Genomic DNA, 20,142 nt, shown 5'->3' on the forward strand with positions numbered 1-20,142 from the left:
GCGCTTGCCTAAGGTCGCAGTCCATTTATGTTCTTTACTTGTTTGCAGAGATACTTGCTGAGAATTTCCGCGATACATTCGGATTGGCGTGCGACGTAGCTGTAACTTTAGTTATGGTAACGCCATTATCCTTAGACGTAATTTTAAGCTTGTTTATAAATATTAAGAGCCAGATTGGAGAGCTAGCTATTAGCTTAATGCATGACTACGCTCGCTTAATTGGGTTGGTTTTAAACGTGCGGGTGGTAGAGGTGTTAATGGCTAAAAAGCGCTTAAAGAATCAAACCGCACTTTTCACTGAATGCGAGAGCGTGTAAATTTATCTTTCATAATTAAAGGAATAGCAGTACTTATGAATCAAACTGGCATTTATGAGCAAATAATCACTAACTTGATCACGGGTCGCCTCAATAAAGAGCAATTCTACATTGGGGAGCGTGTGCTTGAACAAGCCGAAGCTGCAATATGGCTATCTCGGTTTCTAAGCAGGATCATTGAGTATGCGGTTAATTGCTTGCCTGCCGGAGACGACCAATTACAGCGTCAAATTGAGTTATCAAATCAATTGATATTATGGCTTAAAGATAGGGTCCGAGAAGATGAATTCTTCGATGAAAACGAAAAGCAGTTTTCGCCCACTACTATGTATCACGACTACGCGATAAATGAACAGCTTTTCCATTGGCAAAGCCAAAACTCAGCAAGGCCTGATTATGGTAGAGGTCTAGACTATGTCACTCACAAAGCAAAGGGTAAGCGACTTTTTCTGTTTGTTAGAGAGCAAGCAAAAGACGAATTTGGCAAAACCATAGGATTTGTTAATTTTGGCGAAGTTGACTATGTATCGCACATTGGTAGGCAGCCCATGAACATCACTTGGCAGTTGCGAAATACCATGCCGGCATTTATGTGGAAACAGGCGGCTAAGTTAGCAATGGCTTAGCAGGTTGATATTGGAGCGTTAGCTTAATAAAGCGAGCATTTCCTTAATTGGCCAAATACAGTCTTTTTGTCCTTTAACCATGCAAGGGCGTTCAGCTAACCAGGCGGCAGTTCTATAAGGCGAACAATCCATGATGTTAATTTGGTCGAACCAAAGTTGATGTTCTATATCGCCTTTCATTTGATTCATCGTCCCTTGCACACTACGGTTATTGGCTTTGGCGATTGTTAGCGGGCCGAGTAATGAAGCTGCTTTTTGTAATTGCTGGTTAGTTGCACCTACTTTTAGCAAGGTATTCATAAAGCTATCAGCAAATAGAAAATCTAACTTTGCAAAATCTGGTTTGGTGAGACCAATAATAAATACCGGAAAGCGGGTTTGATTATGCATCAGGAGCACACAGTTTCTGCGTTGTATTGTGAGCAAATTAGCATGCCAATCTGACAAAGGGTGAGTGTTTGGCGGGCTTAAATCAGTCAGCTTTGTATCGGAACAAGTGGGTATAACTCCTTCATTGACAGGGAGCTTTGCAATGAGTTTTTGTGTACAGAACAGGTTAATCATGCAGTTGCCTTTTTATTCTAATGACAGTTGAAGTTTAGCGAAACTATGAAGGTTAATATACTTCATAAAATGAACCCAATAAAAAACCGCCGAGAGGCGGTTTTTCAAAGCTGATAGAATATCGGTGTGTTATTCAATATTTTGGATCTGCTCGCGCATTTGCTCAATTAGAACTTTAAGTTCAACGGCGGCGTTGGTGATGTCGCTGTTGATTGACTTTGAGGCTAGGGTGTTAGATTCGCGGTTGAATTCTTGCATCATAAAGTCTAAACGACGGCCACAAGCGCCTCCTTTTTTTAGGATTTTGTGGGTTTCTTTGACGTGTGACTTGAGGCGGTCGAGTTCTTCTGCAACATCTTGCTTTTGCGCAAGGTAAATCAGTTCTTGCTCTAGGCGGCCTTCGTCGATATCGGTTTTTAGTTCTTCTAATTTTTGTGAAAGTTTTTCACGTTGCCACTTAGTGACTTCAGGCATGTGGCCTTCAACGATGGCAACTTGCTCTAGAATACCGTCAAGACGAGTAGTGAGCATGGTTTCTAGGTTTTCGCCTTCACTTGCTCGTGCAGCTTTAAAGTCTTCTATTAGCTCATCAAAGCCACCTAACAGTTCGCTGTTTACGGTATCTAAGTCGACTTCTTCGGCTTCCATTACGCCTGGCCAGCGTAGAATATCTACAGGATTAATATCACCGCCGCTTTGTGATTGTAGCCACTTTGCGCTTTCAACAAGTTGCTTTGCAAGCGATTCGTTAACGGTTAGTTGGCCAACGTGCGCAGGATTTGCGGTGAACTTTAGGAATACTTCAACTTTGCCGCGTTGTAGGTGTTTACGCAGGCGTTCACGTATTACTGGCTCTAAGCCTCTAAATTGTTCTGGTGCGCGGATAAAGGTTTCGAGGTAGCGTTGATTAACTGAACGAATTTCCCAAACCCCAGTGCCCCAGTCACCTTTCACTTCTTTGCGGGCGTAGGCGGTCATACTATGGATCATATAAAGTCCCTAAATTAGCTTGGTTTAACTGAGGCATTATAGCCGAATTTCCACACAGCCCTAAAGTGAATTTTATTTTTAGTCGGATCGCGTGGCATAGTCTCTATGATCCCTTTATAATGTACGGCAAATTTTGATGATGGGGGAACGTGGATGCGTCCAAGCGAAAGAACTGCAAATCAGATCAGGCCGGTTACATTTACTCGTAACTATACAATGCACGCTGAAGGCTCAGTAATGGTAGAGTTTGGTAACACAAAAGTGTTATGTACGGCTTCTGTAGAAGCAGGTGTGCCTCGCTTTATGAAAGGTCAAGGCAAGGGCTGGATCACCGCAGAATACGGTATGCTTCCGCGCTCTACACATACGCGCAACAACCGTGAAGCGGCGCGTGGCAAACAAGGTGGCCGCACCATGGAGATTCAACGCTTAATCGCGCGTGCACTTCGTGCCGCAGTTGATTTAAAAGCGTTAGGTGAGAATACTATTACTATCGACTGTGATGTAATTCAAGCGGACGGTGGTACACGTACGGCGTCAATTAGCGGTGCTTGTGTGGCATTGGTAGATGCACTAACGCACATGCGTGCCAAAGGCATGATCAATGTAAACCCATTAAAGTTTATGATAGCGGCAATCTCGGTTGGGGTTTATAAAGGTCAGCCAATTACCGATCTAGAATATCTTGAAGATTCAGAAGCCGAAACAGACATGAACGTTATCATGACTGAAACTGGCAAACTGATTGAAGTACAAGGTACTGCCGAGGGTGAACCTTTCTCGTTCGATGAGCTAGACGAGTTACTTGGTCTGGCGAAGCACTCAATTCGTGAGATCATCGATCTACAAAAACAAGCGTTAGCGTAATCAACACTCAGTAGGAAAGACATGAAACAGTATCAAAAAGAGTTTATTGAATTTGCCTTAGAAAAGCAGGTGCTTAAGTTTGGCGAGTTTACGTTAAAGTCTGGCCGTACTAGCCCTTATTTTTTCAATGCAGGCTTGTTTAACACGGGTCGTGATCTGGCCCGTTTAGGTCGCTTCTATGCTTCGGCATTGGAAGATGCTGGTATTGAGTTTGATGTGTTGTTTGGCCCAGCGTACAAAGGTATTCCTATCGCGACAACGACTGCGGTCGCGCTTGCCGATCATCACAATAAAGACGTGCCTTACTGCTTTAATCGTAAAGAAAAGAAAGAGCACGGTGAAGGCGGCAACTTAGTGGGTTCAGCGCTTGAGGGCCGTATCATGTTAGTTGATGATGTGATCACCGCAGGTACTGCGATTCGGGAGTCAATGGAAATCATTGCCGCTAACGGTGCAGATCTTGCCGGTGTATTAATCGCCTTGGATCGCCAAGAAAAAGGTAAAGCTGAACTTTCTGCTATTCAGGAAGTTGAGCGCGACTTTAGTACTCAAGTGGTGTCCATCGTGAAATTGGCTGATCTGATCACTTACCTTGAGCAACAAGGTGGTATGGATGCGCATTTAGACGCTGTTAAAGCATACCGTGATAGTTACGGTGTAGCGTAAGACCTATGGTTTTCTGCTAATGGCTAGCACTATGCTAGCCATTTATTTACTTCTCTTTTATCTTGGTTTGATTGTGCACCTGAACTCATCGGTGTTAAATTTAATTCAAACTCACTATCGGTATATGGCGTAGCGCCCAATTAGCAAGTTCAACACGGTTGCGTGAATTGGTTTTTTTAAACGCGCTATAAATATGCGTTTTAACAGTGTGACTGCTGATGTTTAGTCTATCCGCAATATCTTCGTTTTTCGCGCCAGCAGCAATAAGTTTGATCACAGATTTTTCTCTGCCGGTAAGCATATGTAACTCTTCACTACTTAAGATTATGTCGCTGTTAGGCAATGCTTGTGGCATGGCGGCAATCAGTTCACTAAATGCCTCTGAAATAGCACTACGACAAAACCAAAGCTCTCCTTTGAGCACGCTACTTAACCCTTGAAATAACGTCTCTGGTGGGGCGTTGCGATAAAGTATACCTTTCACATTGCCGAGTAATGCGGTTTTCTCATTTACACTTTCTTGAACCGCATTGAAAAGTACAACCTTGTGCTTCGCTGCTAACAGTTTTACTTCAGCACTGATAAGCTCATTGCAATCTCGGTGCTCTGTATCTACCAAAAATAACGCGGTTTGTTCACGCAGCTCAAGATCTGGTAGTCGAGTATCAACTTTGACTGTATGCCCGAGCGTCTCGAGTACTTTAATAAGTACGGTGTAGTTTGCAGAGCCTGTGTTGGCTCGAGCATGCGTCAGAATAAAAAATGCTCTGTCTTGCCATGCTAGTGGATTGTTAGAATATTCCTTTACAAACATTGGAGTAGTACATCCTTTTTTATTCTTAATTAAAGTTAATATACATAAAGTTTACAAAAAATTAAGCTTTTTATTAGGCTCGAACTAAAAAGTTGAGCCTAATAAAGTGGTTGTGCATGCTCTAATTACTTATATAACGCGCGCCATGCACAGGTGCGATAACCATTTTTTTCAAAGAAGAAACGGCTACAGTTATCATCGTAATTGTAGTTACCCACATCGATACGGTAACCACTGATATACCAGTTATGTAGTGAAATATGTCCACCGTTGTACAGCAGAGAAAAGTGAACGTGAGGACCGCTGGATTGACCGCCCTGGCATAATGCTGTTGCTTTATCGTCCGCGTAACGGCCAAGCCAAGCACCTGCAGAAATGACATCACCAGTGTTATATTGCAGGTTTTCCATATGGTAATACTGAGTCGAATAGCCGCTTGAGTGAGTCACGCGAATATTACAAGCTGAGTAGCGGGTAACCGTACCGCCATGTGCTGCTTGAACCCAAGGTGTATTACTTCCCCAGCCACCCGAACCGTTATTAAAATCAAGCGATGAGTAAGGGTAACCAGAGCCCGTATTTGAGTGTGCGCCACCGCTATACCAAGCGTAACCGGATGGCCATGGGAAGCTCATGCTAAAGCTAGCAGCGGATACCGCTTGTGTTGAAGCTTGTTCATTAAAAGCGATGCTGTTGTCTGCTTTTAATGCCAACGACTCACCGTTAAATAAAGTTTGGTAAGTATTGAGTAGGGCATCTACCGATGTGTGTGTTAGATCTGCAAGTGCGACTGTTGCTTCGTTTACTGCTGGTAACTTTTTAGCTTTGCCCTCATCGCGAAGTTTTTGAAATGCGTAGTATCTTGCACTCAAATTAAGTGCTACATCTTTTACTTGCGCATCAAACCCATGTTCATCAGAGAGTGTACCAAACGGTGCAAAGAGAGCTTGATTATTTGGGTTGCTTATCACGCCTGACTCGAGCTCCATTAGTGCCAGCAATAACTTAGGGTTAATACTGGCGTATCCAGCATAGTGTAAGATCACTTCGAGCTTGTCTTTTAAATGCGGTGCAGTGCTATCAAGTACTTGCTGCCAATCTACTTGCTGTAAAGCATTACTGAAAAGGAACAGTTCAGGGTCTACGGCCATCACACTAGAAATAGGTAAGGTATTGATGTGTTCAGCAGTAAATTCAGGCATAGCTACAGAGTCATGCTGACCTGCAGCTGTTGCTTGATGTGAGAGGAGCGCGATTAAACACGCTGATAGATAGTGGCGTTTCATGTTGTATCCTTTCTGTTTGTTTTTTGTTCAATTAAGTTATACCTAAATGTGATTATTTTGTAAAATAAAAGTTTAAAATGTGATTTCTTTGAGTGAGGTGCTTAGATTTTTGCTTGGTAGATTGGGGTTTTTTGTAAAAGCGACTATAAAAAAGAAAGTAGTGTGATGTGGAGGTTGCTATGAAAAGGCTAATTACCCTGTCTCAACTAGAGGAATTACTCGAGGAAAGACAAGGAGGGGAGCGCCGAAAGCAGCAAAGTAATGTTCTGCCTTTCGTTGAAAGGCGCAACCATGTTAGGCGAAAAGCTGACAAACAATACGTTCAAAATAGAATAGATTAGTATCCTTATTCATCTCTTATTTTGATGTGAGCCCTGCATCCGAGTATAACGCGTAAGGTAAGTGATTAGTCTTAGCGTGATACATAGCTTTATCTGCTTTAGCAACTAACTCTTCAGCCGATGTGGCGTCAGTTGGGTAAATCACCGCACCAATACTTAAGTCCAGCTTTACTTCGCGGATATTTGCACTTTCATCTTGGAGGCAGTAATTATCGCTGAGCAAGTCATATTTATGCTGAGCAAGTTTTTGTAATTGATTTTTTTCTGTTAGGTGAGTGGCTATAACAACAAATTCATCACCACCGTAGCGTGCTACAAAGTCTGAAGCGCGTTTATACATTTTAAGTTTAGCCGACAGTATTTTTAGCAGTTGATCGCCCGCTTGATGACCTAGCTGATCGTTGACAGGTTTAAAGTTATCGAGATCAATAAACAGCACACCAAATCCATGGCCATATCGCTCTGATTCAGAAATCGCGCGTTCTAGTTCGCTATCAAATGCGCCGCGGTTATGTAGCATAGTGAGCCTATCCATCACCACCAGGTTCTCCAAGTTCCGCTGCATTTCATAACGTTCTTTTGAGAAGGATATTGTACGCGCCAACAGTGGGCCGCTCACTTCGTGTTTTGGTATGTAATCTTGAGCACCAAGCTGAATTGCTTTTTCGCCAAACAGCGTTTCAGACACCCCTGTTAACACGATGATAGGAGCGCTGATAGGCAGTTGTTTTACTTTAATCAGCGTAGCAAGGCCTTGGCTCTCATCAATGTTCAAATCGATAAGAATGGCTTCTGGTTTGACTGTGTTTAATGCGGTTTTAAGTTGCTCTAAATTTTTGAAATGCTTAACATTAAACTTCTGTCTACCGTCAGTATTTGCAAGCGTGCGCTTCACTAAGTAAGCATCTTCATCGTTGTCTTCAAGAAGATAAATCAGCCATGTATTCATAGTTACCCTCGCACGACACAGTTATTGTCAAACCAATACTGCTTGATTAATTTGATCAATGACTCTAAATCACTTAAGCGTCCGGGCTTGGTAATATATGACTTAGCACCTAATTGATATGCTTTTCGAATGTCACTGTGGTGAGTGGAGGTGGTATAGCATACAGTTATTAATTTATCGGCAACTTGTTCTTTTTTTAACACTTCCATGACCTCAAAGCCACTCATTTTTGGCATGTTTAAATCCAATAAAATAACCTGATCATAGGTTGCGATAGAATTGAGATAGTGCAACAGTTCATGACCGTCAGAAAAAATCTTAAGCTCCGGCGCATTGGCAAGGCTGCTGTATGCCCTTTTAAAAAAGTAGACATCATCAGGATCATCCTCAACTAATAACAGTTCCATTATTACCCCTTTGCCTCTTTTGGCAGTATGATTTCAAATAAAGCGCCATCATCACTTTGCAGGCATTTTATTGAGCCGCTATGTAATTTTACGATTTGTTTGCACAGCGCAAGCCCAATACCACTGCCATACTCTTGCGTGGTGCCAAAGCGTCTAAACGGTTCAAAGATTTGCTGGCGTCGAGATTTTGGGATCCCAAGTCCATTGTCTTTATAATGGATCACCGTTTCATGACTGGTTTGGCTAGTGTAAATTTGGATCACTGGCGTAAGCTTTGGTGACTTAAATTTAATGCTGTTACTGATTAAGTTTTGCAGTACTTGAAGAAAAAGCGAGGGATCAAGTTTGATAGGTAAGTCACCATTCTCGAGTTTAATTTCTGCACCGCTTTCCTCGATACTAAAGCTCATCACTTCAGAGATATCTTCTAATAACAAAGTTAGATTGGTTGTTTGTAGCTTCAGCTCATGAGAATGCAAGCGTGATAATTTGAGTAAGTCTTGGATCATGATCCGCATCCGTTGACTGGCATCAACCAAGCGATCTATTTCAAATTTTGCATCGTCATAACCTGTTAACTCTGGCGTAATTCTTTGCGCCAAACTGTCTGAAAAAGCAGTGATCTTTCTGAGCGGCTCTTGCAAATCATGAGATGCAATGTAGGCAAAGTGCTCAAGGTGAGCGTTTGATTCTTGCAATTGCAATAGCAATTCGGTGTGCTCGGTCATATCGACAAAAGTACCGAGCATTAATTCTGGCTCGCCATTATGATCTCGAGTGATCACGGTATCGACTGAGTAACACCAAACCCAATGTCCTTCTTTGTGCTTAAACCGATATTTGATTGGAATAAGTTCACCGTCTTGGCTTGCTCTCACTTCATCTATATGCTCGTAAACGAGTGCGCGTTCACTTTCATGAAAACACAGCTCTAGATTTGCACTGGTAAGCTCTTCAAAAGTATAACCCAATAGCTGAGTGTAACGTTTATTTATACGAGTGTTTTTGTGAAGCTTAAAGTCGTAGAGATAAAGACCACACACAGCTGAATCTATCATTCGTTGCAAAAAGTGTTGATTGTCTTTCAGCTCTTTTTCTGCGAACTTTCGCGCCGTAATATCTACAGCAATACCGACGATACGCTCAACTTGGTTTTTACTATCTTTGAGTGGATAAAGAGTCGTTTGGTACCAATACTCTTTATTTTTGAATGGTACCATTTCGGTGTAATCTACGGGTTTTGCGACCTTAACGCAAAGTTGGTAGTTTTTTTCGACTCTATCTACTAACGTCGCTTCTAACACTGTCCCTCTGAGTTCACTGAGGGTTTTCCCCAATATTTCATCAAGTTTTACGCCAGTGCGCTGACAAGCAAATTTATTGTACTCAAGGACTCGAAATGTTTGCTTTTCTTCTACCTTTAATAACCAAATAGCCTGACTTGCGCCTTCATATATGGCATTGAGTATTTTGTTTTTTTCTGCAATCTGTAGCTCAAGGGATTTTTTCTGATGGATGTTTCTAAGTGCCCCAGACATCACCAAAGCTCTGCCGTGGTCGTCAAATTGGCTGTTTCCTACGGCGGAAAACCAAGCGTATTCCCCCTTGTTATCACATCCTAAGTACTCGACTAGATATTGCTCCTTGGTGGTAAAGTGATGGTCTATGGCATCTTGCACTTTATCTTGGTGGTCTGGATGGATATGTGCAAACCAATCATCAAAAGTAACTTTTTCATCTTCCCTTTTACCGATCATGGTTTTCAAGCGAGCAGAATAACTTACACTATTGTCAACAACATTCCACTCCCAAATACCATCCTCAGTTGCACCAATGGCGCGCTTCATTTGCTCTGTAGAGTCGGCTAGTGCCCGCTCGGTGCGTTTAAGAGAAGAGAGATTGTTAAATACTGCAAGAATTAGGTTGGTGCCATCATGAGGCTCTTGTACGAGGCGCATTTCCATTGGAATTTGATTTCCAAATTTGTCTTTAACGTGACATAGCGCTTCTTTACTAAAATCATTTTGGTCAAGTAGTGATTGACTAATTGACTCAAGACTATCAAAAGGATCATCCAAGCTGACGATGTCATGGAGTCTCAGTCCCAGCAGCTCGTTAGGAGAGTCATAGCCAAGTTCACGATAGAAGTAAGGATTGCACTTACTGATAGACAGCAATTGGTCAAGTAATAAGGTACTGGTTGGTAAGGCATTGAGCATAAACTCGGTCACTCTGTGTTGGTCGAGTTGTGAATGAAGTGCCTGCTTTTCATCGGTAATGCGTTTGAGTCTTGCGGTTACGCCATGGAATTGATTGGGGGTTGGGATTGCAACTGCGCTTGGGATCAGTCTAAAAAGATAAACCGCTGTTACCATTGAGATAAACGCTGTGACTGCTTTTGAGATGCCATGGATACCGTAAGCGCCATGCCAAACGGTGTAAACACCTATTAAATGTGTCAGCCCACATAAGGTGATGAAACTACAAAACAGCACAAAGACCCAATTTTTACCAACGTCAGGACGCTGTTTCGCATAAATCATAATCGCCATGGGGATAGAGAAATAGGCGGCGGCTATCAAAATATCGGAGATAACATTGGTCCATAGCAGGTGAGGTTGCCATAAATAGCAATGGCCATGAGGCATATACGCGCTATTAAAAAATGACTCAAATGAGTTCAAATCCATGCTATTTCCTTACTTTAACGTGAAGTCAATTCATATAACAATGCCCGTATTTAACACGGTAAAAGTGCACTCAAGCTACGAAAGTAAAAAGTCCCAATGCTCTGCTTTAACTGTAGTATATCTATTTGAAATTTCGACAAGAGGCGTAAGAAATCTTTATCGTGAGGTAGGGAAGAGGGGGGAGTTGAGAGGTTAACAAGGTGAAGCGCGTGGCTTCACCTTGTTACTCAGTGAGTCTAAGGTACTTTTCGGCTAACTGATCAAGGCTTTCTTTGTGGTTTGGATCTGGTTTGATGCAATCAATGGGGCAGACACTCACACAAGTTGGTGTGTCGTAATGGCCGACGCATTCAGTGCATTTGTCAGGGTCAATTTGATAAATTTTATCGCCCATGTAAATGGCTTGATTAGGACACTCAGGGTCGCACATATCACAGTTGATACATTTATCATTAATCAGTAATGCCATCGTTATGCCTTTTTAAAAGGATTACGAGTGTCCTCACTTTGGCCTAAATTGCGCATTAAAATGGCGTGATTTAAGTCTATGTCTTCTGGCAGTGGAATTTTGACGATATGACCAGAGCCCTTGGCGTCATCTATCGCTTCGCCTTTTTTATTTTCCATGTGTTCAAGATTAAAGTGAATATTGCCCTTAGGCGTCATCAATTCCAAGCTGTGACCAGTACAGAACTTGTTTTTAACCTCAATCTCAACGAGGCCATTATTAGTGCGACCTAGCACTTCACCAACAAACTGCTGTTGGTCAGACACCGAATGACCGTAGTCGTAATTTTGATAGTCTTGATGTGCATGACGTTTCAAGAAGCCCTCGGTATATCCTCGGTGGGCTAGGTTTTCTAGGGTCTTCATTAAGCTTGGGTCAAATGGTTTACCCGCAACAGCATCATCAATGGCTTTACGATAGACTTGTGCGGTGCGAGCAACATAATAAAATGACTTGGTACGGCCTTCGATTTTAAGGCTATGCACGCCCATGCGAGTCAGTTGATCAACATACTGGACAGCACGTAAATCTTTGGAATTCATGATGTAAGTACCATGCTCATCCTCAAATGCAGGCATGTATTCACCTGGACGACCTTGCTCTTCGAGCATAAATACTTCGTCGCTTGGTTGACCTTCCCCTAAGGTTGGAATAATCGCTTTTGGATCGACCTTATGGACAACATCCCCGGTTTCGTTTTCTTGACCAGGTTTGACATCGTAGCTCCAGCGGCAGGCATTGGTACACGTACCTTGGTTTGGATCGCGCTTGTTGATATAACCCGATAATAAACAGCGACCAGAATAAGCCATGCATAAGGCACCATGAACGAACACTTCAAGCTCAGTGTCTGGACACAATGTACGAATTTCTTCTATTTCTTGTAGCGACAACTCGCGAGAAAGAATAACCCGCTCAACCCCTTGTTTGGCCCAAAATTGTACCGCTGCATAGTTAACAGCATTCGCTTGTACGGATAGGTGAATTGGCATGTCTGGCCACTTATCGCGCACCAACATAATTAGCCCGGGATCGGACATGATAAGCGCGTCTGGCTTCATCGCGATAACAGGCTCAATATCACGTAAGTAAGTTTTCACTTTGCCGTTGTGCGGTGCAATATTTGATACGACATAAAGCTTTTTGTTTTGCTGATGGGCTTCGTTGATTCCGATTTCGAGGTTGCTTAAGTCAAATTCGTTATTACGTACGCGCAGACTGTATCTTGGTTGTCCGGCGTAAACAGCATCGGCACCGTACGCAAAAGCGTAACGCATATTCTTTAAACTGCCGGCAGGAGAGAGAAGTTCTGGTACAAACATGGTTTACCTCATACATTGAACTGATTACGGGTCAGCTGTTGAGTGATTTCGCGTGCTGATTCTAAAAAGCGGCGCAGTATAGAAGAAAGCTAAGTAAGTAATTTTGATGTAGATCAGGTTTTTTGACATTGTGCAAGGAAGGGCAAGTTACCTTACTGTTTAAGGCTTCTGCTGGCAATTCTGCGTATTTAATCGACAAATAATTCACCAAACTTTCGTTTCTTCGCAAAGAAAGCGGCGTGAGATAGTAGGTTTTTTCTACCAAAACACGTATAATTCGCGCCCGTTAATATTCACAATAATATTTTGGAGCAAAAAAGATGGCTTTAGAGCGCACTTTTTCAATCATCAAGCCTGATGCTGTAGCTAAAAACCACATCGGTGCTATCTACAACCGTTTTGAGTCTGCTGGTCTTAAAATCGTTGCATCAAAAATGGTTCACCTTTCTCAAGAGAAAGCTGAAGGTTTCTACGCAGAGCACAAAGAGCGTCCTTTCTTTGGTGCACTAGTTTCTTTCATGACTTCTGGTCCAGTAATGGTTCAGGTGCTTGAAGGTGAAGACGCAGTTCGTAAAAACCGCGAAATCATGGGTGCTACTAACCCTGCTGAAGCGCTAGCTGGTACACTACGTGCTGACTACGCAGACAGCATCGACGAGAACGCAGTACATGGTTCTGACGCGCCTGAGTCTGCTGCTCGCGAAATCGCTTACTTCTTCGCTGAAGAAGAAATCTGCCCACGTACTCGTTAATTCGAGACTTGGTGCCAAAGAAGGGCTTTCGAGCCCTTTTTTTGTCCCGCAGCTAAGTTGCGGAATAAGCGTGCTTTGTAAAGTAATCACACTACTTCACAAAACACGTTACATTATTTGTGATGATTGCTGCTTTTTTGTACAATGTGTTGTTGGCAATTTAGCTGTTCTTACCGTCTTTAACCGAGGTTGTTCATGACCACTATTGAGAAAAAAATTAACTTACTTGATTTAAATCGCGAGGGGATGCGCGAGTTATTTGCATCATATGGCGAAAAGCCGTTTCGCGCGGATCAGGTGATGAAATGGATTTATCATTTTGGTATCGATAACTTCGATGAGATGAGTAACTTAAATAAAAAGCTTCGTGCACGTTTGCAGGCTGAGTGTGAGATTAAAGCACCTGAAATTTCAGTAAAGCAAGAGGCTTCAGATGGCACCATCAAATATGCACTGTTACTCGAAGGCGGCCAAGAAGTTGAAACCGTGTGGATCCCAGAAAAAGATCGAGCAACATTGTGTGTGTCTTCCCAAGTTGGTTGTGCGCTAGAATGTACTTTTTGCTCAACGGCGCAGCAGGGCTTTAACCGTAACTTAAAAGTGTCTGAGATCATAGGCCAGGTTTGGCGCGTGGCAACCGACATTGGTCTACATAAAGGCGATAGCACTAAACGTCCAATTACTAACATCGTGATGATGGGTATGGGTGAGCCTCTGTTAAACCTAAATAACGTTGTACCAGCGATGGAGCTGATGATGGACGATTGGGCATTTGGTTTATCCAAGCGCCGCGTCACGCTAAGTACATCAGGCGTGGTACCTGCACTTGATATCTTGAAAGAAAAAATTGATGTGGCACTGGCGATTTCACTGCATGCGCCAAACAATCCACTACGTGATGTGCTTGTACCAATCAACAAAAAGTATCCGATTGAAGAGTTCTTAGCTGCATGCCGTCGTTATATTGATGGCTCAAAAGCAAATAAAGACGTCACTATTGAGTACGTGATGCTACAAGATGTGAATGACAGTACAGATCATGCCCATGAGTTGGTGCAAGTTCTCAAAGGCACGCCGTCAAAAATTAACTTGATCCCATTTAACCCGTTCCCGGGTAATGAATATGGCCGCTCTAGTAATAGCCGTATCGATAGATTCTCGAAAGTGTTACAAGCGGCTGGGCTGACCTGTATTGTGCGTCGTACTCGTGGCGATGATATTGATGCTGCGTGCGGTCAGTTGGTTGGTGATGTTGTGGATAGAACCAAGCGTCTAGCCAAGAAAAAGCAACGTGATGACAACGCCATTGCTGTCAATGTGAGTGCACAATAACAAATAATGAGCTGGCTTGGGTCAGCTCATTTCATCTGAGCCTCAGATAAGTTCTGGTTATCTTACAAAAAATAGATGAATCTCGTAGCCTTTTGGGTAATATAGTGCAGATATAAAACCCAGTGGCATTCAAAGGTGAGTGATGCAATCGCGAAATTATCGCAAAACAGGATTGGCTGCATCCATTCTCGCAGGTGCGAGTTTAGTTTTGTCAGGTTGTGTGACGGAGAGTAGTTATCGCTCCGACGGGCGTCCTGTGGCCGAACAACAAGTCAATAACACCAATGCCGCAAGAACTCGCATTGCACTGGCACTTCAATATCTCAACTCTGGTAACACCACTTCAGCCAAATTTAATTTAGAGCGAGCATTACAGTTAGCGCCGAAACTGGCCGAAGCCCATTATACATTGGCGTATTACTATGAACAGGTAGGTGAGCAGCAACGCGCTGATAACGCCTATCAGGCGGCTTTGGATATTGAGCCAGATAACCCTGACACGCTAAACAACTACGGTACTTTTCTTTGTCGAGTTGGTCAGTATGACAAGGCGAGCCAATATTTTTTCAAAGCGATAGAGATACCAAGTTATTTGCGGGTATCGGCAAGCTATGAAAACTTGGCGTTGTGTGCGCTGAAACAAAATGAGTATTCTCTGGCCGAGGAATATCTGCAAAGCGCGATTAAGCATAACGCGCAGCAGATGTCGTCGCAGCTTGCACTCGCGGGCCTATATTATGCTCGCAGTGATTTCTTAAGAGCTGAAGATGTGCTTGATAATGTTGCCAAGCGTGGCTTTATTTCACCAAGAAGCTTAATGCTTGGACACTTAGTACATGTGCAAATGGGCCACCTACAGAAGGCGCAAGACATCGCCACGACCTTGGTGCAAAGTTACCCCAAATCTGCCCAAGCAGGGCTTATCTTAACTGATAACATTGCTGCAAGTGAATTTGAACGGTTGCGCAATCGCTATCGAGAAGCACAGTTAAATAAGCTTGCCGAGGCGTCGCCCAGTCATATTGTTGCGAACCCAAAAATTAAAATTAAGCGTAAGAAAACGCAATCTAATTCAACCCAATCATTCATCGTTGATTCACCCGCCGAGGCCAATAATTTCGCGCCTTCGGCAAAACCTGAAGTGGCAAAAAGCACGTCTTTAGTGAATGTTAGTCAGGACTCTGAAGCTCGGGTTGAGTTTTATCAACCGGATTCATCGGAAGTCACATTTAGTCCTCGCTCACGTGAGCCTCAAGTGCTAGCGAGTATATCGTCAAACAGTTCAAGTGTACCGTTATTAAATCGTGACGTTACGCTGCCTCAGGTGCCTTTTCATACTGTTATTGCAGGTGAAAACCTATTTAGTATTTCAGTCAAATACGACATTAAAATGGTTGAATTGATGGAATACAATCAAGTGCGGGAATCTGTAAGGTTATACGCAGGTCAAAAGGTGTATCTTAACAATCCCAATGTCGTGCATGAAATTGCGGCGGGAGATACTTTGCTCAGTATTGCCGATCGATATGGTGTGTTGATCGATGAAATTATGCGATGGAATAAACTCACTCCTGACGTGGCGCTGCAAGCAGGCCACGGATTATTAATTGTAGACCCAACAAATTACGTTTTATGAACCAAACAATGAAAGAGCAGGAAGCACCTGAACAAGAGCAGCCTTCACTCGGGCAAACTTTAGCAACGGCAAGACAAAATGCCGGGATCAGCTTTGCTGAAATTGAATCGCGTTTAAAGATGACTCATGCCCAACTTACCAAGCTCGAGCAGGATGACTATCAAGGCCTAGGGCCTGAAACTTTTGTGCGTGGCTATATCAAAAATTACGCTGCGCTATTGGGGTTAAACCCTGCAGAAGTGCTGGCTAAATATCAATCTCCAGAGTTGCCGCCACAGAAAAAGCGGATGCAAAGCTTTTCTCGCCGCACTCACAAAGAAGCCCATGATAACCGCTTAATGATGGTGAGCTACATCGTGCTGGCTATCGTATTGGGGTCATCGGCATTTTGGTTTTGGCAGACCAATAGTTCAGAGCAAGAAGTGGTGTCCGAAACGCCGGTCACTCAGCTTGAGACGCCAGCTGAAAATGTCACAACACCTGCGATGGATGAGGTGGCATTACCTGCCGAGCAAATTAATGAGGTAGCCCCGCAAAGCGAGCCACAGGCGAGCGAAGCTGAGGTTTCAGTGCCTGTTGAAGCGAAACCGCAAGCGGTAAAACGAGACCCCGCACTGAGCACGGTAGTCATGCATTTCAACGAAGAAAGCTGGGTTGAAATGTTTGATGCAACACAAGAGCGTGTTGCGTTTGGTGTTAAAAAAGCGGGATATACCATGACAGTTGAAGGTAAGGCCCCTTTTTCTGTTATACTCGGCAAGCATCAGGCCGTGGAGGTCACGCTTGACGGCAAACCAGTGCCATTGCCTGCGTTTACTAAAAACCGTCTAGCTAAATTCAATTTACCGTTAACAGAGTAGTCAGCATGTTTTCAGAACCACCTATAAAGCGTAGAAAATCAACAAGGATCTATGTCGGTAATGTGCCTATTGGTGATGGCGCACCGATAGCAGTACAGTCTATGACAAACACCAATACTTTAGATGTTGATGCGACGGTGGCACAAATTAGAGCTATCCAAGACGCCGGGGCGGATATTGTCCGTGTTTCTGTGCCGACAATGGATGCAGCTGAAGCATTCAAAAGCATTAAAGAGCAAGTGGATATTCCACTCGTCACAGATATTCACTTCGATTACCGTATTGCATTACAAGTGGCTAAGTATGGTGCCGACTGCTTACGGATAAACCCAGGTAATATTGGCAGTGAAGACCGTATTCGTGCAGTGATTGATGCGGCGGGTGAGCACAGTATTCCAATTCGCATTGGCGTAAATGGCGGTTCACTAGAGCGCGATTTGCAAGAAAAGTATGGTGAACCAACACCTGAAGCCTTGCTTGAGTCTGCGATGCGACATGTCGAAATTCTCCAGCGCCATAATTTTGATCAGTTTAAAGTCTCGGTAAAAGCTTCCGACGTGTTCTTAGCCGTTGGCGCTTATCGGTTACTGGCAAAAGAGATTGACCAACCTCTGCACCTTGGGATCACCGAAGCTGGTGGTTTTAGAGCCGGCTCGGTTAAATCGGCAGTTGGTCTAGGTATGCTACTTGCTGAAGGGATTGGTGATACATTACGTGTTTCACTGGCGGCTGATCCGGTGCAAGAAATCAAAGTGGGTTTTGATATTCTAAAGTCGCTGCGAATTCGTTCGCGCGGCATTAATTTTATTGCTTGCCCAAGTTGTTCCCGTCAAGAATTTGATGTAGTGAATACTATGAATCAGCTTGAGGAGCGATTAGAAGATATCGTCACACCAATTTCGGTTTCTGTGATTGGTTGCGTGGTAAATGGCCCTGGCGAAGCACTCGTCAGTGACTTGGGTCTTGCTGGCGCAAATCGCCGTTCAGGCCTTTATATCAATGGCGAGCGCCAAAAGACACGGATTGATAATGATGATATTGTCGCTCAATTAGAGTCTCAGATCCGAGAATATGTAGAGAAAAAAGAAAGCGAAGAAAAAATCGATGTAAAAATCATCGACTGATACCAGCGTAATCGTTAAGATAAGCGAATTTTCGCGCTTTCTCACGGCGTGCTAGACTGCACGACGATAAATGGCATTAAAGAAATAAAACCAATGCGATGAGACTGTTTTAGCGTATTTAGTTAAAGGGCTAAAGCAGCAGGAAATCGGTTGGTGACAAATTTAAGTTAGGGTTTTCAGTGACTAAACAACTTCAGGCAATCCGTGGAATGAATGATTGTCTGCCAGGTGACACGCAGGTCTGGCAGAAAGTAGAATCGGTGTTAAGAGACACAGTAGCGGCATTTGGTTATCAAGAGATCCGTTTTCCAGTCGTTGAGTCGACCGATCTATTTAAGCGCTCTATCGGTGAAGTAACCGATATCGTCGAAAAAGAAATGTATACCTTTGATGACCGTAATGGCGATAGCTTAACGCTACGTCCGGAAGGCACAGCAGTGTGCGTCCGTGCGGGTAATCAAAATGGTTTGCTATACAACCAAGAACAGCGCCTTTGGTATATGGGACCGATGTTCCGCCATGAAAGACCGCAAAAAGGCCGTTACCGTCAATTCCATCAATTTGGCGTTGAAACCTTTGGTATGGCAACGCCAGATATTGATGCCGAAGTGATCTTATTGACGGCGCGTCTATGGCAGCAATTTGGCATTCAAGACCATGTTACGCTTGAGCTCAACTCTTTGGGGTCAAATGAAGCGCGTGCTGAATATCGTGATGCTTTGATTGCATATCTGGAGCAACACAAAGAAGCGCTTGATGAAGATAGTCTGCGCCGTATGTATAGCAATCCACTGCGTGTGTTGGATAGCAAAAATCCAGAGGTACAAGCTGTACTTGTTGATGCGCCTAAGCTTTCTGAACACTTAGATGATGAATCACGCGAACATTTTGCTAATTTGTGTGAACGTTTAGACGCAGCTGGCGTCGAATACCAAGTTAATGAAAAGCTGGTACGTGGCCTAGATTACTACAACCGCACCGTATTTGAGTGGGTGACGACAAGCTTAGGTTCTCAAGGCACAGTATGTGCTGGCGGCCGCTACGACGGCTTAGTAGAGCAGCTTGGCGGTAAAGCAACACCAGCTGTTGGCTTTGCGATGGGTATCGAGCGTTTAGTCTTGATGCTACAGACGTTGGAGTGTGTGGGCGATATTCGTCGTAATGCAGACGTATACGTTGTTGCGATGGGTGACAAAGCGGCTATTCAAGCTCCAGTGGTTGCACAGCAATTACGAGATGATATTGCTGGCCTTCGCGTGATGGTTCATTGTGGCGGTGGCAACTTCAAGAAACAATTTAAACGTGCAGATAAAAGCGATGCTGTTATTGCGCTAGTGCTAGGCGAAGATGAACTCGCTGAAGGCAAAGTGACAGTGAAGTATCTGCGTGAACAGAAAGAACAAATCACCTTACCACTTGCAGAAGTAAAAACGCTGTTAGCAGAGCTGGTAAGCTAAGAGGTTAGAATGGAAATTTATTCAACAGAAGAACAACAAGCAGAAGCAATAAAACGATTTTTCCGTGAAAATGGCACAACGATTGTAGTCGGTGCTGTGCTTGGTTTAGGTGGTTTATATGGCTGGAAAGCGTATAACCAAAGCCAGATCGAGAGCGCAGAAGCAGCATCCGAAGCATACACTCAGGTTGTTGAAAGTGACGATGTACTAGCAAAAAGCGACGCTTTTGTTGCTGCAAATGCAGATTCTAACTACGCCGTGTTAGCAGCTTTCGTTGCTGCTAAAGAGGCAATCGACAAAGACGATCTTAAGCTAGCTGCTGAGAAGCTAACTTGGGCGGCTGATAATGTAGCCAACGCTGAGCTAAAAGCAACGGCGTTGTTAAGACTTGCACGTGTACAAGCGTCTCAGTCTCAATACGAACAAGCACTTGCAACACTGGCTAAGCCAATGCCTGAAGCGTTTAAGGCGCAGCTTGCTGAGATCCAAGGTGATATTTACCTTGCTCAAGGCGACAAAGATAAAGCACGAAGCGCTTATCAATCGGCATTAGAAGCAGCGGAAGGCAATAGCAATCCTATGCTGCAAATTAAACTGGATGATCTTGCACAAAAGACAACGGTTTAAGGAGCTG

General features: G+C 43.6%; 19 protein-coding genes and 1 pseudogene. 11 read left to right on the forward strand and 9 right to left on the reverse strand.

What is annotated here, in order from left to right:
• Nucleotides 1-610 precede the first annotated feature (610 nt).
• Nucleotides 611-943 (forward strand): annotated as a pseudogene (locus CWC29_RS01360) (DUF3427 domain-containing protein); the annotation flags it as partial.
• Nucleotides 944-961: 18 nt separating this feature from the next.
• On the opposite strand, the gene CWC29_RS01365 reads toward CWC29_RS01360, so the two are convergent.
• Both CWC29_RS01365 and CWC29_RS01370 read right to left on the reverse strand, forming a co-directional pair.
• Nucleotides 962-1,507 carry a DUF6933 domain-containing protein gene (locus tag CWC29_RS01365; RefSeq protein ID WP_235956505.1) on the reverse strand — a complete coding sequence of 182 codons (546 nt, stop codon included), beginning with the start codon at nucleotides 1,505-1,507 and terminating at the stop codon, nucleotides 962-964.
• Nucleotides 1,508-1,636: 129 nt separating this feature from the next.
• Nucleotides 1,637-2,497: a YicC/YloC family endoribonuclease gene (locus CWC29_RS01370; RefSeq protein ID WP_128728690.1), complete on the reverse strand. Its 861-nt coding sequence runs from the start codon at nucleotides 2,495-2,497 to the stop codon at nucleotides 1,637-1,639.
• A gap of 153 nt (nucleotides 2,498-2,650) precedes the next feature.
• Between CWC29_RS01370 and rph the strand changes: the two genes are divergently transcribed.
• Both rph and pyrE read left to right on the forward strand, forming a co-directional pair.
• Nucleotides 2,651-3,364, forward strand: coding sequence for a ribonuclease PH (rph, locus tag CWC29_RS01375; protein ID WP_010377321.1), 714 nt, complete (start codon nucleotides 2,651-2,653; stop codon nucleotides 3,362-3,364).
• A gap of 21 nt (nucleotides 3,365-3,385) precedes the next feature.
• On the forward strand, nucleotides 3,386-4,030 hold the full coding sequence (gene pyrE, locus CWC29_RS01380; RefSeq protein ID WP_128728689.1) for an orotate phosphoribosyltransferase: 645 nt from the start codon (nucleotides 3,386-3,388) through the stop codon (nucleotides 4,028-4,030).
• 100 nt (nucleotides 4,031-4,130) lie between these two features.
• Here pyrE and CWC29_RS01385 read toward each other — a convergent pair whose 3' ends face one another.
• Both CWC29_RS01385 and CWC29_RS01390 read right to left on the reverse strand, forming a co-directional pair.
• The gene (locus CWC29_RS01385) at nucleotides 4,131-4,844 is read right to left on the reverse strand and encodes a response regulator transcription factor (RefSeq protein ID WP_138524315.1); all 714 of its coding nucleotides are present in this window, start codon (nucleotides 4,842-4,844) and stop codon (nucleotides 4,131-4,133) included.
• 125 nt (nucleotides 4,845-4,969) lie between these two features.
• Entirely contained in the window at nucleotides 4,970-6,130 is a 1,161-nt protein-coding gene (locus CWC29_RS01390) for a M23 family metallopeptidase (protein ID WP_138524313.1), read from the reverse strand.
• A gap of 179 nt (nucleotides 6,131-6,309) precedes the next feature.
• Between CWC29_RS01390 and CWC29_RS01395 the strand changes: the two genes are divergently transcribed.
• Nucleotides 6,310-6,471: a hypothetical protein gene (locus tag CWC29_RS01395; RefSeq protein ID WP_162847800.1), complete on the forward strand. Its 162-nt coding sequence runs from the start codon at nucleotides 6,310-6,312 to the stop codon at nucleotides 6,469-6,471.
• Nucleotides 6,472-6,487: 16 nt separating this feature from the next.
• On the opposite strand, the gene CWC29_RS01400 is transcribed toward CWC29_RS01395, so the two are convergent.
• The 5 genes from CWC29_RS01400 to trhP all read right to left on the reverse strand — a co-directional run bounded on the left by CWC29_RS01400 (nucleotide 6,488) and on the right by trhP (nucleotide 12,347).
• Nucleotides 6,488-7,420, reverse strand: a complete 933-nt coding sequence (locus CWC29_RS01400) for a GGDEF domain-containing response regulator (protein WP_128728686.1) — start codon at nucleotides 7,418-7,420, stop codon at nucleotides 6,488-6,490.
• A 2-nt stretch (nucleotides 7,421-7,422) separates the two neighbouring features.
• Nucleotides 7,423-7,827, reverse strand: coding sequence for a response regulator (locus tag CWC29_RS01405; RefSeq protein ID WP_128728685.1), 405 nt, complete (start codon nucleotides 7,825-7,827; stop codon nucleotides 7,423-7,425).
• A gap of 2 nt (nucleotides 7,828-7,829) precedes the next feature.
• The gene (locus tag CWC29_RS01410; RefSeq protein WP_138524311.1) at nucleotides 7,830-10,517 is read right to left on the reverse strand and encodes a PAS domain-containing sensor histidine kinase; all 2,688 of its coding nucleotides are present in this window, start codon (nucleotides 10,515-10,517) and stop codon (nucleotides 7,830-7,832) included.
• Between the two features lie 223 nt (nucleotides 10,518-10,740).
• Nucleotides 10,741-10,986, reverse strand: coding sequence for a YfhL family 4Fe-4S dicluster ferredoxin (locus CWC29_RS01415; RefSeq protein WP_010377334.1), 246 nt, complete (start codon nucleotides 10,984-10,986; stop codon nucleotides 10,741-10,743).
• Between the two features lie 2 nt (nucleotides 10,987-10,988).
• Nucleotides 10,989-12,347: a prephenate-dependent tRNA uridine(34) hydroxylase TrhP gene (trhP, locus tag CWC29_RS01420; protein ID WP_128728683.1), complete on the reverse strand. Its 1,359-nt coding sequence runs from the start codon at nucleotides 12,345-12,347 to the stop codon at nucleotides 10,989-10,991.
• Nucleotides 12,348-12,667: 320 nt separating this feature from the next.
• Between trhP and ndk the strand changes: the two genes are divergently transcribed.
• The 7 genes from ndk (at nucleotide 12,668) to CWC29_RS01455 (ending at nucleotide 20,135) form a co-directional block, all read left to right on the forward strand.
• Nucleotides 12,668-13,099 carry a nucleoside-diphosphate kinase gene (ndk, locus tag CWC29_RS01425; protein WP_010377338.1) on the forward strand — a complete coding sequence of 144 codons (432 nt, stop codon included), beginning with the start codon at nucleotides 12,668-12,670 and terminating at the stop codon, nucleotides 13,097-13,099.
• 195 nt (nucleotides 13,100-13,294) lie between these two features.
• Complete coding sequence (locus CWC29_RS01430; RefSeq protein WP_128728682.1) at nucleotides 13,295-14,431, forward strand: bifunctional tRNA (adenosine(37)-C2)-methyltransferase TrmG/ribosomal RNA large subunit methyltransferase RlmN; 1,137 nt, start codon at nucleotides 13,295-13,297, stop codon at nucleotides 14,429-14,431.
• Between the two features lie 142 nt (nucleotides 14,432-14,573).
• Nucleotides 14,574-16,067 (forward strand): type IV pilus biogenesis/stability protein PilW, encoded by a 1,494-nt coding sequence (pilW, locus tag CWC29_RS01435; RefSeq protein WP_138524309.1) that lies wholly within the window; start codon nucleotides 14,574-14,576, stop codon nucleotides 16,065-16,067.
• 8 nt (nucleotides 16,068-16,075) lie between these two features.
• Nucleotides 16,076-16,927: a RodZ domain-containing protein gene (locus CWC29_RS01440; RefSeq protein ID WP_235956506.1), complete on the forward strand. Its 852-nt coding sequence runs from the start codon at nucleotides 16,076-16,078 to the stop codon at nucleotides 16,925-16,927.
• 5 nt (nucleotides 16,928-16,932) lie between these two features.
• Nucleotides 16,933-18,051 (forward strand): flavodoxin-dependent (E)-4-hydroxy-3-methylbut-2-enyl-diphosphate synthase, encoded by a 1,119-nt coding sequence (ispG, locus tag CWC29_RS01445; RefSeq protein WP_138524305.1) that lies wholly within the window; start codon nucleotides 16,933-16,935, stop codon nucleotides 18,049-18,051.
• Between the two features lie 179 nt (nucleotides 18,052-18,230).
• Complete coding sequence (gene hisS / locus CWC29_RS01450; protein WP_128728679.1) at nucleotides 18,231-19,508, forward strand: histidine--tRNA ligase; 1,278 nt, start codon at nucleotides 18,231-18,233, stop codon at nucleotides 19,506-19,508.
• 9 nt (nucleotides 19,509-19,517) lie between these two features.
• Entirely contained in the window at nucleotides 19,518-20,135 is a 618-nt protein-coding gene (locus CWC29_RS01455) for a YfgM family protein (RefSeq protein ID WP_095728661.1), read from the forward strand.
• Nucleotides 20,136-20,142 lie beyond the last annotated feature (7 nt).

The organism is Pseudoalteromonas galatheae (assembly GCF_005886105.2).
GTDB lineage: Bacteria > Pseudomonadota > Gammaproteobacteria > Enterobacterales > Alteromonadaceae > Pseudoalteromonas > Pseudoalteromonas galatheae.